This window comes from Streptomyces sp. NPDC048277 (assembly GCF_040652235.1).
Classification (GTDB): Bacteria; Actinomycetota; Actinomycetes; order Streptomycetales; family Streptomycetaceae; genus Streptomyces.
Window position 1 is genome coordinate 43,063 of sequence record NZ_JBEZLQ010000035.1, and the last position, 15,818, is coordinate 58,880.

The window sequence follows — 15,818 nt, forward strand, 5'->3', positions numbered from 1 at the left end:
AGCGCCGACGACGGCCTGACGGACATGGGTGGTGACCTCTGTGGCCGGCAAGGACGAGTACCCGCGCCGACCGGCCGCCGTACCGGCCGATCAGCCGGGCGAGCCGTTTCTGCGGACCCGGTTCGCCGTGCCGGCCAGGCCGCCCACCTTCCTGCGCCGGACCCGGCTGGCCGACCACCTCGACCAGGCCCTCGACCGGCCGCTGACGATGGTCAACGGCGCGGCGGGCGCCGGCAAGACACTGCTGGTCGCCGACTGGGCGGCCGGCCTTGGGCAGCCCGTCGCCTGGCTCACCGTCGAGGCGGCGGACCAGGGCTCGGGCCGGTTCTGGGCCTATGTGCTGCACGCCCTCCACGACACCGGGACACCGCTGCCCGACGGAGTCTCCGGCCCGGACGACGCGGGCCGGGTCGACCACCGGCTGCTGGCCCGCATCGCCGACACGCTGAACCGGCGCGAGCCGCCCGCGATCCTCGTGCTCGACGAGTTCGACCGGCTCGCCGCCCCCGAAGCGGCCGAACAGCTGGAGTTCGTGCTGCACCACGCCGGGGCGGGACTGCGGCTGATCCTGATCACCCGCTCCGAGCCCCTGCTGCCCCTGCACCGCTACCGGAGCGCGGGTGCCGTCACCGAGATCAGGAACGCCGAGCTGGCCTTCACCACCGAGGAGGCGGCCGAGCTGCTGGCGCGGCACGGACTGCGGCTGCCCACGGAGGCGGTGCGCGCCCTGGTCGAACGCACCGGGGGCTGGGCGGCCGGGCTGCGTCTGTGCGCCCTGGCCGCGCAGCAGAGCGCGGATCCGCAGACGTACCTGAAGGAGTTCGAGGCCGGCCACAGCATGATCGCCGAGTTCCTGCTCGCCGAGGTGCTGAAGGCCCAGCCGGCCGAGACCCAGGACCTGCTGCTGCGCCTCAGCGTGCTGGACGGCTTCTGCCCCGAGCTGGCGGAGGCGGTGGCGGACCGCGGCGGTGTCGAGGCACGGCTGGCCGAGCTGCACGGCCAGAACGCGTTCGTCGAGGACCTCGGACACTCCTGGTACCGGCTGCATCCGCTGTTCGCGGAGATCCTCCGGGTGCATCTGCGGGCGCGCTTCCCGGGGCTGGAACCGGACCTCCAGCTGCGGGCCGCGCGCTGGCTGCGGGACTCCGGAGCGGTGCCGGAGGCGCTGGCGCACGGTGCGGCGGCGGGCGACTGGGAGTTCACCGCCGGCACACTCGTGGACGACCTGGCGCTGGGCCGGCTCTTCGCGGGCCCGGCCGGAAACGATGTCACCGAGCTGTTCTCCGGCATGGACCCGGACGCCACGGGCGCGGCGGTGGATCTGGTGCGCGCGGCCCGCGGGCTGGCCGGACCCGATCTCGGCGCCGGCCTGGCCCACCTCGCCCGTGCGGAGGAGGATCTGCCCGCCGGGCCGTCCGCGGCCGCGGGCCGCCTGAGCTGCGCGCTGCTGGAGGCCCTGGCGGCCCGGCTGACCGGTGACCCCGGGCGGGCCGAGCAGGCGATGTCGGCAGCCCTGCGGCTGCTCCGCGAGGTGCCCGAGCAACTGCTGGCGAAGCACCCCGAGCTCACCGCCCTGCTGCTCGGTCACCTGGGCTCGACGCGCGTATGGGCCGGACGCTTCGACGAGGCCCGCGCGGTGCTGACCGAGGTGCTCGCCGGCCCCTGCGACGCGGCGACGGCCCTGCCGCGCGAGGACTGCCTCGCGCATCTGGCGCTGATCGACTTCCTCGGCGGCTGGATCGGCAGGGCGGAGACCGAGGCCCTGACGGCAACCGCGGCCCCGTACACCGACGGACGGCACCACCCCAGTGCCGGTCTCGCCCAACTGGTACTGGCCGCCGTCGCCGTCGACCGAGACGAACTGGACAGGGCCCGAGCTCTGCTCGCCGAGGCGGCTGGTCTTGGCTCTGGTCTGTCCGGCGAGGTGGTCGCCCGCGGCTCGGATCCGCCCACTGAGGCGGTTACCTTCCGGTCCGGTCAGCGCGCCGAGGCTGCTCCCGGCTCTGGTCTGCCGGGTGACGTGGTAGCCCCTGGCTCCGATCCGCCCGGCGAGGCGATCACTCCCCGCTTCGGCCTGCCCGGCGAGGCAGCCATCTACGGGTCCGGTCTGCCCGCCGAGGCGACTGTTCCCGGCCCTGGTCTGCCGGGTGAGGTGGTTGTGCCCGGCTCTGATCCGCCCGGCGCGGTGGTCGCTCGCGGCTCTCGTCTTCCCGGTGCGGTGGTCGCCCCCGGCTCCGGTTCGCCCGATCCCGTGACCGAGGCGGTCCGTGCGTTGGTGACCGGGCGGCTGTTGCTGGCGCTCGGGGAGCCGCGGGCCGCGGTGAGCGCCGTCGAGGCGGGCGTGCCGGTTCTGGCGGCCTCGCCCTGGGCCGAGGCCCACGCGGCCTTGGCCCTTTCGGCCGTCCAGCTCGCCGAGGGCAGGCCGGAGGCGGCCGCCAAGGTGCTGGACGACCTGCCCTGGCAGGACGAGCCCGGGTGTGCCGCGGAGCTGGCGTGGGCCCGGTTCGCCGCCGGCCGGCGCCCGGAGGCGGTCGAGGCGGCCGAGCGGCTGTGCGGCACGGACGGCGCGGGGCCGGGGGTGACCGTCCGGGCCACCCTGGTGCGCGCCCGGGCCGCGGCGGAGGCGGGAGACACCGGCACCGCCGGCAAACTGCTGGCCAGGGCGCTGCTGGACGCCCGCCGGGACCGGCTGCGGCGCCCGTTCCTGGACGCCGGACCGGGGATCCGGCGCCTGTTGGAGAGCCCGCCGCTGCGCGGCCTGGCCGCGGGCTGGCTCTTCGGCGACGGCGGGCACGGTGCCGGCGAGGAGTCGCCGGTGCCGGTGGTGGAGGAGCTGAGCGTCCGCGAGCGCGAGGTGCTGACCCGGCTGGCCCAGCTGATGTCCACCCAGGAGATCGCCGCCGACCTGTACGTCTCCGTGAACACGGTCAAGACCCACCTCAAGAGCGTCTACCGGAAACTCGGCGTGGGCCGCCGCGGCGACGCCGTGCGCCGGGCCCGCGACCGCGGCCTGCTGTGACGCCCCGGGGCGAGGCGGGCGACGGCGGTTCACCTGCACCGGGTGAGGCCGAAGGCCGTCGCGCGGCGCAGGCTCGATGGAGGACCGCGCAGCAGCCCCGCGGCGGGAGACGTCCATGCGCTACGAGATTCGCCTCGAAGGGATCATGTCGGAGACGCTGACCAGGGCATTCCCCGAAATGGATCATGTGATGATGTCCGGCCAGACCATTCTGTTCGGCCATGTCGTCGACGAGGCGCACCTCTACGGACTGCTGAACCGCTGCCTCTCGCTCGGACTGCGGGTGGTCGAGATGCGGCCGGTGCCGGAGTGACCGCCGCTCCCGAGCCCACGATCACCCGCACGGGGTGAGGACTCCCGCCGGGTGCCGTGCGCACGCTGGCAACCTGAGCCCGGCTCGACGGCCGGTGCCGTGGACGGAGGACACAAATGAGCGCGCAGACCTACCTCGCGTACGACTATCCGTTGCTGAGCGCCTTCTGGACCATGCTGTGGCTCTTCCTGTGGATCATGTGGCTGGTCCTGCTGTTCCGGGTCATCGTGGACATCTTCCGCGACGACACGATGGGGGGCTGGGCCAAGGCCGGCTGGCTGGCCCTCTGCATCGTGGTCCCCTTCCTGGGCGTCCTCGTCTATGTGATCGCCCGCGGCAAGGGCATGGGGCAGCGGGAGATCTCCCAGGCCCGTGAGCAGCAGAAGGCGTTCGAGTCCTACATCCGGGATACCGCCAAGGGCGGCACCGGCGGGACCAGCAGCGTCGACGAACTGACCAAGCTCTCCGAGATGAAGGCCCGCGGCGACATCTCCGACGACGAGTTCCGCAGGGCCAAGGAACTGGTCCTGAGCGACCTCGGGCCGTCGGCCGCCCGCCCCGGCTCCGTGTCCGGCGCACCGAGGCGCTGAGCACCTCCGAGAACGAATCGAGGCAGCCGCATGACAGCGACACACCCCGCGCACCAGCCGCACGCACACACCGCCAGGATGCAGTGGGCCGGCGGACTGACGGCCTTCGCCGCCGTGATGCTCATGATCGCCGGACTGCTCGCGGTGTTCCGGGGCATCATGGCGATCGCCCAGGACGACGTCTTCGTCACGACGCCCAACTACGTGTTCAAGTTCGACCTCACCAGCTGGGGCTGGATCCACCTGGTCCTGGGCGTGATCGCCGTGGTCGTCGGCATCGGCCTCCTCCAGCCGGCCGCGTGGGCACGCGGTGCCGGGATCGCCATCGCCGCGCTGGTGATCATCGCCAACTTCCTGTCCCTGCCGTACTACCCGGTCTGGTCCGTCGTGATGATCGCGCTGTCCGGATTCATCATCTGGGCGCTGTGCGTGGTGCAGCGCGACGACTCCGGGGAGCAGGTCTGAGGGTGCGGAGCCGGCCGGCCGCGGCCGGTCCGGCCCCCGCTCACACCGAGTCCCGCACGATGATCCGCGCGGGCACCGGCACCAGCCCCGCCGCGTCCAGCCCCAGGGCCGTACGCGCGGCCAGCCGGCCGTGGGCCTCCGCGTCGATGCGGACCGTGGTGAGGGCGGGGGTGCTCAGCTCGCCGTACTCGGTGTCGTCGTAGCCGATCACCGCCATGTCGTCCGGGACGGCCAGGCCCAGGTCGTGCAGGGCGGTCAGGGTGCGCAGCGCGAGGTCGTCGTCGAAGGCGGCGACCGCCGTGACGTCCGGGTGGGACGCGCGCAGGGCGGCGACCGCCCTGGCGCCCGCCGCCCGCGGGCGGGGCACCGTGCACGGGACCAGGGGCGGCAGGCCCAGGCTGTGCACGGTGTGCTCCGCGAACCGCCGCCGGGCCCGGGCCAGGGCGGAGTCCTCCGCGGGCAGGGCCAGCGCGATCCGGGCGTGCCCGTGCTCGGTGAGGTACCGGATCTGCAGGGCCGCGTGCGCGGCGAGGCCGCCCTTCCAGCCGCCGCCCAGGTCCTCCAGGTCGTGACCGGTCAGGTACGGCTCGGCGAACCGGATCACCGCGCGCGGGGTGATCGCGTCCAGGACCTGCCGGGTGGCCGCCGCGGAGTGCCGGCCGTGCCGCACCAGCAGGACATGCCCGTGGGCGGCGAGTTCTTCGTCGAGGCCGTGGACGTAGCTGCGCGAGTAGGTGCCCTCCAGACCCCGGTCCAGGTCGAGGACCACCACCCGGGAGCTGCCCTCGCGCAGCGCGCGGGCCACCCCGTGCGGGACGTACCCGAGGTCGCGCGCGGCCTGCCGGACCCGGTCGCGGGTGGCGGCCGAGATGGTCTGGCGCGGGTCGTCGTTCAGGACGAAGCTGACCGTGGCGCGCGAGACCCCGCTGGCGGCGGCCACGTCGTTGAGCGTGACTCTCCCGGAACCGCTCATCGGCCCGCCCCGGAGTGCGTGGCCGGTACCCCGGCCCGGTCGGGGACCAGATGGGCCTCGGCCGCGCGCCGGAACGCCGGCAGCAGGGGATGGCGGTCGCCGGCCCTGGTGGCCAGGACGACCTGGAGGGGGTCGGCGTCCTCGACCGGGATCACCGCGATGTCCGGCCGCAGGCTCCCGCGGAACCCGGCCGGCGCCAGCGACACCACCTCACCGCCGGCGACCAGTTCCAGCTTGTCCTCCAGGGTGTCCACCACGGCGCCCAGGCGGGTGTGGCCCGGGGGATTGGCCCCCACCCGGTCGGCGCCGGTGAAGCGGGGGAGCGGCTCGTCGGCGAAGTCGGCGAGGGTGACCGACTCCCGGCCGGCCAGCCGGTGGCCGACCGGGACCAGCAGGACACGCGGCTCGTCGTAGAGGACCGAGATGTCCAGGTCGTCGGCGCGGAACAGGAACCGGGTCACCACGACATCGACCCGGTGGTCGAGCAGCGCGTCCCGCGGCTCGTTCCAGTCCACGTGCAGTGTGCGGATGTCGGCCCGCGGGTGGCCCCGGCGCAGTTCGCGGACGGCCGGGGTGACGATCTGATGGGTGGTGTAACCGACCGTGAACGGCCCGTGCGCGGCGGCCGAACGGGCGCTCGCGGCGGCCCGGGCGGCGGTCCGCAGCAGCTCCCTGGCCTGCGGCAGAAAGGTCTCCCCGGCCTCGGTGAGGCGGGTGCCGCGCGGGGTGCGGTCAAGCAGCCGGACGCCCAACTCCCGCTCCAGGCGCCGGATCTGACGGCTCAGCGACGGCTGCGCGAGATGCAGCGCGTCGGCGGCACGGCCGAAGTGCAACTCCTCGGCGACCACGGTGAAGTAGCGCACCAGACGCAACTCCAGGTCCACCGGCGGTACGGGGGATTCGGGCACCCTTCGACTGTAACTCCTGCCGCTGTGAGCTGCGGTCATGACCGGACAGGCATCACCGGGTGCGGAACAGGTCTTGGACCCGGGCGCCGGGCCGGGCGCACGCTGGAGTCATCCCAGATCTTTCACTCTTCGTGAGGTGATTCGTCATGCGTGTGTTCGTCACCGGCGCCACCGGGTTCATCGGCAGCGCGGTGGTCCGCGAACTGCTGGGCGCCGGGCACCGGGTGCTCGGCCTCGCCCGCTCGGACGCGGCCGAGGCGGCCCTGAAGGAGGCGGGCGCGGAGGCGCACCGGGGCGACCTGAACGACGTCGACGGACTGCGGGCCGCGGCAGCGGCGGCGGACGGGGTGGTCCACACGGGCTTCAACCACGACTTCTCCGACATGCCGGGTGCCCTGCGCACCGAACTCGCGGCCCTGGCGGCCTTCGGGGACGCGCTCGCGAACTCCGGCCGCCCGCTCGTCATCAGCTCCGTGACCGGCCTGCTCACCCCGGGCCGCCTCGGCGCTGAGACGGACGGACCCGACCCGGCGGCGCCCGGCGCGCACCGGGGCGAGTCGGAGCGGGCCGCCCTCGCCCTCGCCGACCGCGGGGTACGGGTCTCCGCGATCCGGCTGTCGGCCTCGGTGCACGGCGCGGGCGACCACGCCTTCGTCCCGCACCTGATCGGCGTCGCCCGGGACAAGGGCCGCGCCGCCTACCCGGGCGAGGGCGCCAACCGCTGGCCGGCCGTGCACCGCCTGGACGCCGCCGTCCTCTTCCGCAAGGCCCTGGAGACCGCCCCGCCCGGCGCCGTACTGCACGCGGCCGCCGAGGAGGGCGTACCGCTCCGCGACATCACCGAGGTCATCGGCCGCCGCCTCGGCCTGCCGGTCGTGTCCCTCACGCCGGAGGAGGCGGCCGCCCACTTCGGCTGGCTGATCCGCTTCGTCGGCAGCGACAACCCCACGTCGAGCACCGCCACCCGGGAGCGGTACGACTGGCGGCCCGAGCAGCCCGGACTGCTGGCCGACCTGGACCAGGACCACTACTTCTGAGCCTCCCGGGTTCCGAGGTCAGCCCACCTTCGTGTCGGATTTCCGCCAGCATCGGCCACCGCCCGTGGCCGATGCTGGACCCATGCAGAAAGGGATGAACCTCGACCGCGAGCACTGCGTACGGGCCGTACAGTCGAAGGACGCGCGGTTCGACGGCTGGTTCTTCACGGCCGTCCTGACCACCCGCATCTACTGCCGGCCCAGCTGCCCGGTGGTACCGCCCAAGCCCGAGAACATGACGTTCTACCCGAGCGCGGCCGCCTGCCAGCAGGCCGGGTTCCGGGCCTGCAAGCGCTGCCGCCCCGACACCAGCCCCGGCTCCCCGGAGTGGAACCAGCGCGCCGACCTGGTCGCCCGCGCCATGCGGCTGATCGCCGACGGGGTCGTGGACCGCGAGGGCGTGCCCGGCCTCGCCGCCCGCCTCGGCTACAGCCCCCGGCAGGTCGAGCGCCAGCTCCTCGCCGAACTCGGCGCCGGCCCGCTGGCCCTCGCCCGGGCCCAACGCGCCCAGACCGCACGCCTGTTGATCGAGACGACCGCCCTCCCGATGGCGGAGCTCGCCTTCGCGGCCGGCTTCTCCTCGATCCGCACCTTCAACGACACCGTCCGCGAGGTCTTCGCCCTCTCGCCGACCGAACTGCGCGACCGCCGCCCCAGGTCCGCGAACCAGGCCCCCGGCGCGCTCTCCCTCCGCCTCCCGTTCCGCGCCCCCCTCAACCCCGACAACCTCTTCGGGCACCTCGCGGCCACCGCCGTCCCCGGCGTCGAGGAGTGGCTCCCCCACTGCCCGAAAGGCGTGGGAGGTACCCCCACCGGCGCCTACCGGCGGACCCTGCGACTGCCCTACGGCCACGGTGTCGCCGCCCTCACCCCCAAAACCGACCACATCGCGTGCCGGCTCACCCTCAGCGACCTGCGGGACCTGCCCGTCGCGATCAGCCGCTGCCGCCGCATGCTGGACCTCGACGCCGACCCGGTCGCCGTCGACGACCAGCTGCGCACGGACCCCTTCCTCGCGCCGCTGGTGGACAAGGCACCGGGACGGCGGGTGCCGCGCACGGTCGACGAGGCGGAGTTCGCCGTCCGGGCCGTCCTCGGCCAGCAGGTCTCCACGGCCGCCGCCCGCACCCACGCGGCCCGCCTGGTGACCGCCCACGGCACCCCCGTGGACGACCCCGAGGGCGGCCTGACCCACCTCTTCCCGTCCCCCGAGGCGCTCGCGGAGGTGCCCCCCGAGTCCCTGGCGATGCCCCGCACCCGCCGCACCACCTTCACCACGCTGGTCGGCCAACTCGCCGACGGCACCCTCCACCTGGGCGTCGAGAGCGACTGGGCCGAGGCCCGCGCCAAGCTCCTCGCCCTCCCCGGATTCGGCCCCTGGACCGTCGACGTCATCGCCATGCGTGCCCTCGGCGACCCCGACGCCTTCCTCCCCACCGACCTCGGAATCCGCCGCGCCGCCCAGGAGCTGGGCCTGCCCGGCACCCCGGCCGCCCTCACCGCACGCGCGGCGGCCTGGCGCCCCTGGCGGGCCTACGCGGTCCAGTACCTGTGGGCGACCGACAGCCACCCGATCAACTTCCTTCCCGTGTAAGGAGCTTGCCGTGAAGAACCACACCGTCACCGACAGCCCGTACGGCCCCCTCACGCTCGTCGCCGACGACGGCACCCTCTGCGGCCTCTACATGGAGGACCAGCGACACCGCCCGCCCGAGGAGAACTTCGGCGCCCGCGACGACGACCTCTTCGCCGAGGCCGAGGAACAGCTATCCGCCTATTTCGCGGGCGAGTTGAAGGAGTTCACCCTCGAACTGCGCCTGAACGGCACGCCGTTCCAGCGCAGCGTCTGGGAGCAGCTGTGCCTGATCCCCTACGGGGAGACCCGGTCGTACGGCGAACTGGCCGACGCCCTGGGCAATCCGCAGGCCTCCCGGGCGGTCGGCCTCGCCAACGGGAAGAACCCGATCGGCATCATCGTCCCCTGCCATCGCGTCATCGGAGCCAACGGCAGCCTCACCGGCTACGGCGGCGGCCTGCCCCGCAAGCAGCGCCTGCTGGACTTCGAACGGGGAGCGGGCCTCTTCTAGCCCCGCGGGCGGACACCGGGGCGGATGTGCCGACTCGGTGAAGCGCCGAACACGCGCCTGGCCGTTGGCGTTTCCTGGCAGCGAGGTCACACCGGGAGGAGACACGGCCATGAAGTTCGGCATCCTGTTCCGTCCCCAGGACCCGCCCGACGCCAGGGGCATCGTGCGGCGCTGGCAGGAGATCCTCGCGGCCGCGCGCGTGGCCGAGGAATGCGGGTTCGACGGGCTCTTCGTCCCCGAGCATCACATGATGCCCGACGGCTATCCACCCTCCCCGTGGGCGGCGCTCGGCGCGCTGGCGGCGATCACCGAACGGGTCGACATCGGCACCACGGTCCATCTGCTCCCCTTCGAGCACCCGGTCCACGTCGCCGAGCACGGAGCGATGGCCGACATCCTGTCGGGCGGCCGCCTCCGCCTCGGCGTCGGCCTGGGCAACTTCCCCTCCGAGTTCGAGCTTTTCGGACTCGACGCGAAGCACCAGGTCTCGCGGTTCGAGGAGGGCATCGAGATCGTGCAACGCGCGTGGGCGGGCGAGCATCTCGACTTCCACGGCAGGCACTTCGACGTCGAGGGCCGCATCACGCCGACGCCGGTGAGCCCCGAGCTGTGGATAGGCGCGATGTCCGAACCCGGCGTGCGGCGCGCTTCGGCTGCCCTTGGCCGACCGATCCGCTGCACAACATCGAGGTCATGCGGTACTGGGCGGAGCTCTACCGCGCCGCCGGCGACGAGTACGGCACCTCGGACCGGCTCGCGGTCAACCTGCTGCGCGACGGCTGGGTCGGTGACTCGCTCGAGGACGTCGAGCGCACCTGGTGGCCGCACATCCGCGCCGATCACTGGTTCTACTTCAAGCAGGTCCCGCGCTGGGTGGCCGAGCGCGAGCCGTTCCTCCAGGGCGTGACGCAGGAGGAGGACTTCGCGTTCGGCCGCCACCGGCGCGACCGTCTGATCGTCGGCAGCCCGGACGACTGCGTCGCGTCGATCCGCGCGTTCCAGGAGGCGGTCGACCCCGCCTACCTGATCATGTCGTTCCGGGTGGCGTCCGGGCCCGGCCACGAGGAGGAGCTCAGGTGCATCCGCCGCTTCGGGCGCGAGGTCATCCCGGAGTTCCGGACTCGGTGATCAGCCGGTGGAGCAGCTTGGGCAGCGCGGTACCGATCGGTTCGCGAATGACCTCGTCGGCGCGGTCGTCGTACGGCGTGGGCTCGGCGTTGACGATGACGAGCCGTGCCCCGTGATCCGCGGCGACACCGGCGAGCCCGGCCGCCGGCTGCACCTGCAGACTGCTGCCCACGGCGATGAACACCTGGCATGCCTTGCTGATGGCGAGCGCCTCGCCGACCACCACCGGGTCCAGGCGTTCTCCGAACATCACGGTCGCCGACTTGAGGATCCCGCCGCATTCCAGACAGCGAGGATCGTCCTCGCCGGCCTCGACGCGGGCGAGCGCGTCCTCCATCGGCCCGCGCGCATGGCAGTCCGTGCACACGACCTGCCGTGCGGTGCCGTGCAGTTCGAGCACCTTGCGCGCGGGCATCCCACCGAGCTGGTGGAGTCCGTCGACGTTCTGCGTGATGACCCGGACCGGCACCCCGGACCGCTCCAGCTCGGCCACGGCCCGGTGCGCGGCGTTCGGCTCGGCCCGCAGCGCGCGGTTGTCACGGCGCATCCGCCACGACCGCCGCCGGATCCCGGGATCGCCCATGTAGTACTCGTAGGTGACGAGCTTCTCGGCCTCGGGATCCTTGCGCCACAAGCCGTTCGGGCCGCGGTAGTCGGGGATTCCGGAGTCGGTCGAGATGCCGGCGCCGCTCAGGATGGCGACGAGGGGCTTGGTCATGCGTTCGAGGGTAGGGCGGGGCGGGGTAGGGCGGCGACCGGATATCGCCGGTCCGGGCGGGCCCGGAATTCACCCGACCCGGTGACCGTTCTCCAGCTCCACCGTCCCCGAACCGTCCGTGAGGGCGTCCAGCGCGACCAGTACCCGCCGTCCCAGCGCGCCGGGCAGATGGTCCAGGACCTCCTCGCGGGGCACCAGCCGCCAGCTCAGCAGTTCCTCCTCCTGGAGCGTGATCGCCCCGAGGTCCGTGTCGGTGAGGACACCGCCGTCGTACACGTACGCCACGACGGGCGGCCGGCCGGTGCCGTGCACCCAGTCCACGGTCAGCAGCCGGCCCATCCGCAGGTCCAGGCCGATCTCCTCCAGGGTCTCCCGGCGGGCGCCCTGGCGCGGGGTCTCCCCGTCGTCGGACTCGATGGTCCCGCCCGGCAGCGCCCAGCCCTCCCGGTAGTTGGGCTCGACGAGCAGTACCCGTCCCTCGGCGTCACGGAGGAGCGCGGCGGCCCCGGCGAGGATCCGGGGCAGGCTCGCGATGTATGCGGCATAGGTGTCGGTGGTGGTCACCCGGGCAGGGTATCCAGCCCGGCCCCGGTGTTCGTCCGGGCGAGCCGCACCGTCCGCTCCGCCAGGTCGCTGATACGGGCCCCGTCGAAGCCGAACACCGCGCTGCGGACCGTGTCCTCCAGGGGGTCCCGCCACCGGTCCGGGATGGCCGCCGCGCCGGTCAGCACCCCGGCCACCGAGCCCGCCGTCGCGCCGTTGGAGTCGGTGTCCAGGCCGCCGCGCACGGTGAGGGCGACGGTCCGGGTGAAGTCGCCGTCGCCGTAGAGCAGTCCCGCGGTCAGGACGGCCACGTTGGGGATGGTGTGGATCCAGCCGAGGCCCGCGGTCTCGGCGGAGACGGTGGCGAGGGTGTCCTCCCAGCTCAGCCGGGTCCCGTGCAGGGAGACGACCCGGCGCACGGTCCGGGCCAGGCGGCAGCTCGCCGGTACGACGGTGAGCGCGGTGTCGATCGCCTGCCGCACCGTCGGCGCGGTGAACGCCGCCGAGATCAGCGCGGCGGCCCACATCGCGCCGTACACCCCGTTCCCCGTATGGGAGAGGACGGCGTCGCGGCGGGCCAGGGCGGCGGCCCGGTGCGGGTCGCCGGGGCTGGTCCAGCCGAAGACGTCGGCGCGGATCAGGGCGCCGATCCACTCCTGGTAGGGATTGTCGTGGGTGGCGGTGAGGGGCGGTTTCAGGCCGGTCGCGAGGTTGCGGTAGGCGGCCCGCTCCGCGGTGAACGTCTGCAGATACGGCAGCCTCAGCAGCCACAGCTCGCCGACCTGCTCGGTGCTGAAACCGAAGCCGTGGGTCTCCAGGAGGTCCAGGCCGAGGATCGCGTAGTCGATGTCGTCGTCGCGGCAGCTGCCGTGGATCCGGCCGCGCACGCACTGGCGCCACTCGGGGCGCAGCGCGAGGGCGTCGGTCTCGTCGGCGGGCTCGGGGAGGTAGTCGGTGAGCGGCAGGGCGCCGGCCCGCCGCAGATAGCCGTCGATGCGCTCACGCGTCCACAGCTCACCCCGCTCGACCGGTTTGCCGAGCATGTTGCCCGCGATCCGGCCGAGCCAGCCGCCGAACACCCGGTCGGCGAGGTCGGGACCCAGACTGCCCATGGCTCTGGTGTACCCGTTTTCGGCCCGCTTGCCTTCCTGCCGCCGCCCTGTCGCTTTCCCATCGACTTCCCAGGTGGTTCCCAGCCCTTTCCCAGGCTTCGACCGGGGAATGACGGCAAGGCCGTCCTCCGGTTAAGGTCACAGCGGCGCGACTGGCCTTGACGTGCGCGAGGCCCGGAGAGCAAGGGGATACAGGTGACACAGCGCGTGCTCATCGCCGCGGACAAGTTCAAGGGCTCGCTGACGGCCGTACAGGTCGCGGAACGGGTCACGGTGGGGCTCAGGCGGGTGGTGCCCGGCATCGAGGTCGAGGCGCTGCCCGTCGCCGACGGCGGCGACGGCACGGTGGCCGCGGCGGTCGCGGCCGGGTTCGAACGCCACGAGATCCAGGTCGCCGGGCCGCTGGGGCAGGAGGTCACCGCCGCGTTCGCGCTGCGCGGCGACACCGCCGTCGTGGAGATGGCCGAGGCGAGCGGACTGCAGCGGCTGCCCCGCGGTGTCTTCGCGCCCCTCACGGCCTCCACGTACGGCTCCGGCGAGCTGCTGCGGGCCGCGCTGGACGCGGGTGCGCGCACGATCGTCTTCGGCGTCGGCGGCAGCGCCACGACCGACGGCGGGGCCGGCATGCTGTCCGCGCTCGGGGCGCGGTTCCTGGACGAGGACGGCGAACCGGTGCCGCCGGGCGGCGGTGGCCTCGCCGGCCTCGCCCGCGCGGACCTGTCCGGCCTGGACCCGCGGCTCTCGGCCGTCGACCTGGTCCTCGCCAGCGACGTGGACAACCCGCTGACCGGGCCGAAGGGCGCGGCGGCGGTCTACGGCCCGCAGAAGGGCGCCTCCCCGGACGACGTGGACCTGCTGGACGGCGCGCTGGCCCACTACGCGAAGGTCCTGGAGGCCGAGGTCGGTCCGCGCGCCGTCGAGTACGCCGTGGCGCCGGGCGCGGGGGCCGCCGGTGGCATCGGATACGGCGCCCTGCTGCTCGGCGCCCGCTTCCGGGCCGGTATCGAGGTCATGCTCGACGTGCTCGGCTTCGCGCCCGCGCTGGAGCGGGCGACGCTCGTCATCACCGGCGAGGGCTCGCTGGACGAGCAGACGCTGCACGGGAAGGCGCCGGCCGGGGTGGCCGCGGCCGCGCGTGCCGCCGACAAGGAGGTCGTGGCGGTGTGCGGCCGCCTCGCGCTGCCCCCGGAGGCGCTGGGCCGGGCGGGGTTCCGCCGCGCCTACCCGCTGACCTCGGAGGAACCGGACGTGGTGAAGTGCATCGCGGACGCGGGACCGATCCTGGAGCGCGTCGCGGAACAGGTCGCACGCGACTTCCTGACCTGAGCCGGCACCCCCAGGGACAGCGAAGGGCCCCGGACCAGTCGATGGTCCGGGGCCCTTCGTCTTTCGGCTACGACTACGGCAGCTGCGCCGCGCGTGCCTCTCGGCGGTTGTCGCGGAAGTTGTTCACCCGGCGGGCCGTGGCGAACAGCGGGATCACCGCGCCCGTCACCAGCTGCAGCGCACAGCCGGTCTGGAGGAGCAGCTGGCCGCCCGGGGCGTCGAAGGCCCAGGCGGCCAGGAGACCCACCCCGAGCACGATCCAGGACAGCATCGCCACCGCGAGGCGGCCGCGCGGCTTCGGATACTCGACCCGGCTCACCATCAGCCACGCCGTGCCGAGGATCGCCATCAGCGTCGCGAAGAACGGCAGCTCAAGGAGCACGATCGAGACGACCGTGAGCGCGCCGAACGGCGAGGGCATGCCCTGGAACATGCCGTTCGGCGGTGTCACGCACGAGAAGCGCGCGAGTCTCAGCACCACGGCCAGCAGTACCACGACCGCACCGACCGCGGCCACCTTCTGGTACGCGTCGTCCGCCACCATGCCGTAGACGAGGACGAAGTACGCCGGGGCCAGGCCGAAGCTGATCAGGTCCGAGAGGTTGTCCAGCTCCGCGCCCATGGGGGAGGAGCGCAGCTTGCGCGCCACCAGGCCGTCGAACAGGTCGAAGATCGCCGCGCAGAGCATCAGGATGACCGCGGTGGCGGCGCTGTGGCGCGCCATGCCCGCCGACTGGTCGTCCCCGGTGAGATGCGGGATCAGGATGCCGGTGGTGGTGAAGTACACCGCCATGAAGCCGCAGGTGGCGTTGCCGAGCGTGAGGGTGTCCGCTATCGACAGGCGGAGAGAGAGCGGCATCTCCTCCTCGTCGTCGCCGATCTCGTCGGCCTCGGGCACCCAGCCCGCCTGGGTCTCAGGATCAATCACGGTCAATGCGAGTCACCCCAGCCACGGTCTTCTGGCCGACCTCGACCGCGACCTCCACGCCCTCGGGCAGGTAGATGTCGACGCGCGAGCCGAAGCGGATCAGCCCGATGCGGTCACCCTGCTCGACCTTCGTGCCCTGCGGGATGTACGGCACGATGCGACGGGCCACCGCGCCGGCGATCTGGATCATCTCGATGTCGCCGAGTTCGGTGTCGAAATGCCAGACTACGCGCTCGTTGTTCTCGCTCTCCTTGTTGAAGGCGGGAACGAAGCCACCGGGGATGTGCTCCACCGACGTCACCGAGCCCGACAGGGGCGCGCGGTTGACGTGGACGTTGAGCGGGCTCATGAAGATGGCGACGCGGGTGCGTCCGTCCTTCCACGGCATGATGCTCTGCACCACACCGTCGGCGGGGGAGATGACACGGCCCTGGGCGATCTCACGCTCGGGGTCGCGGAAGAACCACAGCATGCCCGCCGCGAGAGCGGTGGCGGGCACGGCGACGGCCTTGGCGGCGCCGGAGCGACGGGCGCGGAGCAGGCTGACGGCTGCGGTGGCGACGGTCGGGAGAAGCCACGGCGATGCTCCGCGCGCGAGGCGTACGCCGGCCAGGCTGTCTCGATGTGCAGAGGTTTGGCTGTGGGGCATGGATGACCTTCGTAGCGGATGA

The 15,818-nt window shown here is 73.2% G+C and carries 16 protein-coding genes and 1 pseudogene; 10 read left to right on the forward strand and 7 right to left on the reverse strand.

Annotation, left to right across the window (positions count from 1 at the left end; all coding sequences use genetic code 11):
• The first annotated feature begins 40 nt into the window (after positions 1–40).
• From AB0D85_RS46070 to AB0D85_RS46085, 4 genes are all read left to right on the forward strand, one after another.
• The gene (locus tag AB0D85_RS46070) at positions 41–3,019 is read left to right on the forward strand and encodes a LuxR C-terminal-related transcriptional regulator (protein ID WP_362335535.1); all 2,979 of its coding nucleotides are present in this window, start codon (positions 41–43) and stop codon (positions 3,017–3,019) included.
• 115 nt (positions 3,020–3,134) lie between these two features.
• On the forward strand, positions 3,135–3,332 hold the full coding sequence (locus tag AB0D85_RS46075; RefSeq protein ID WP_362335402.1) for a hypothetical protein: 198 nt from the start codon (positions 3,135–3,137) through the stop codon (positions 3,330–3,332).
• Positions 3,333–3,448: 116 nt separating this feature from the next.
• On the forward strand, positions 3,449–3,922 hold the full coding sequence (locus AB0D85_RS46080; RefSeq protein WP_362335404.1) for an SHOCT domain-containing protein: 474 nt from the start codon (positions 3,449–3,451) through the stop codon (positions 3,920–3,922).
• Positions 3,923–3,952: 30 nt separating this feature from the next.
• The gene (locus tag AB0D85_RS46085; RefSeq protein WP_362335407.1) at positions 3,953–4,387 is read left to right on the forward strand and encodes a hypothetical protein; all 435 of its coding nucleotides are present in this window, start codon (positions 3,953–3,955) and stop codon (positions 4,385–4,387) included.
• A gap of 40 nt (positions 4,388–4,427) precedes the next feature.
• Here AB0D85_RS46085 and AB0D85_RS46090 read toward each other — a convergent pair whose 3' ends face one another.
• Positions 4,428–5,327, reverse strand: coding sequence for a LacI family DNA-binding transcriptional regulator (locus AB0D85_RS46090; RefSeq protein ID WP_362335410.1), 900 nt, complete (start codon positions 5,325–5,327; stop codon positions 4,428–4,430).
• A gap of 29 nt (positions 5,328–5,356) precedes the next feature.
• Entirely contained in the window at positions 5,357–6,268 is a 912-nt protein-coding gene (locus tag AB0D85_RS46095) for a LysR substrate-binding domain-containing protein (RefSeq protein ID WP_362335414.1), read from the reverse strand.
• Between the two features lie 146 nt (positions 6,269–6,414).
• On the opposite strand from AB0D85_RS46095, the gene AB0D85_RS46100 reads away from it, so the two are divergent.
• From AB0D85_RS46100 to AB0D85_RS46120, 5 genes and pseudogenes are all read left to right on the forward strand, one after another.
• Entirely contained in the window at positions 6,415–7,305 is an 891-nt protein-coding gene (locus AB0D85_RS46100; RefSeq protein WP_362335417.1) for an SDR family oxidoreductase, read from the forward strand.
• Positions 7,306–7,387: 82 nt separating this feature from the next.
• Complete coding sequence (locus tag AB0D85_RS46105; RefSeq protein ID WP_362335420.1) at positions 7,388–8,899, forward strand: AlkA N-terminal domain-containing protein; 1,512 nt, start codon at positions 7,388–7,390, stop codon at positions 8,897–8,899.
• A gap of 10 nt (positions 8,900–8,909) precedes the next feature.
• The gene (locus AB0D85_RS46110; protein ID WP_362335423.1) at positions 8,910–9,392 is read left to right on the forward strand and encodes a methylated-DNA--[protein]-cysteine S-methyltransferase; all 483 of its coding nucleotides are present in this window, start codon (positions 8,910–8,912) and stop codon (positions 9,390–9,392) included.
• Positions 9,393–9,501: 109 nt separating this feature from the next.
• Positions 9,502–10,032 (forward strand): annotated as a pseudogene (locus tag AB0D85_RS46115) (LLM class flavin-dependent oxidoreductase); the annotation flags it as partial.
• A 53-nt stretch (positions 10,033–10,085) separates the two neighbouring features.
• On the forward strand, positions 10,086–10,520 hold the full coding sequence (locus AB0D85_RS46120) for a hypothetical protein (protein ID WP_362335557.1): 435 nt from the start codon (positions 10,086–10,088) through the stop codon (positions 10,518–10,520).
• On the opposite strand, the gene AB0D85_RS46125 is transcribed toward AB0D85_RS46120, so the two are convergent.
• The 3 genes from AB0D85_RS46125 to AB0D85_RS46135 form a co-directional block, all read right to left on the reverse strand.
• On the reverse strand, positions 10,495–11,238 hold the full coding sequence (locus tag AB0D85_RS46125) for a Sir2 family NAD-dependent protein deacetylase (RefSeq protein WP_362335426.1): 744 nt from the start codon (positions 11,236–11,238) through the stop codon (positions 10,495–10,497). The two genes, AB0D85_RS46120 and AB0D85_RS46125, sit on opposite strands and share 26 nt — an antisense overlap.
• Before the next feature lie 69 nt (positions 11,239–11,307).
• Positions 11,308–11,802 carry an NUDIX hydrolase gene (locus AB0D85_RS46130; RefSeq protein WP_362335432.1) on the reverse strand — a complete coding sequence of 165 codons (495 nt, stop codon included), beginning with the start codon at positions 11,800–11,802 and terminating at the stop codon, positions 11,308–11,310.
• A complete protein-coding gene (locus tag AB0D85_RS46135) occupies positions 11,799–12,893 on the reverse strand; it encodes an ADP-ribosylglycohydrolase family protein (protein WP_362335435.1) in 1,095 nt (364 codons plus the stop codon). Before AB0D85_RS46135 ends, AB0D85_RS46130 begins: the two co-directional genes overlap by 4 nt.
• A 189-nt stretch (positions 12,894–13,082) precedes the next feature.
• Between AB0D85_RS46135 and AB0D85_RS46140 the strand changes: the two genes are divergently transcribed.
• Positions 13,083–14,219 (forward strand): glycerate kinase, encoded by a 1,137-nt coding sequence (locus tag AB0D85_RS46140; RefSeq protein ID WP_362335538.1) that lies wholly within the window; start codon positions 13,083–13,085, stop codon positions 14,217–14,219.
• Positions 14,220–14,292: 73 nt separating this feature from the next.
• On the opposite strand, the gene pssA is transcribed toward AB0D85_RS46140, so the two are convergent.
• On the reverse strand, positions 14,293–15,117 hold the full coding sequence (gene pssA, locus AB0D85_RS46145; protein ID WP_362335541.1) for a CDP-diacylglycerol--serine O-phosphatidyltransferase: 825 nt from the start codon (positions 15,115–15,117) through the stop codon (positions 14,293–14,295).
• 22 nt (positions 15,118–15,139) lie between these two features.
• Positions 15,140–15,796, reverse strand: coding sequence for a phosphatidylserine decarboxylase (locus AB0D85_RS46150; RefSeq protein WP_362335437.1), 657 nt, complete (start codon positions 15,794–15,796; stop codon positions 15,140–15,142).
• Positions 15,797–15,818: the final 22 nt, after the last annotated feature.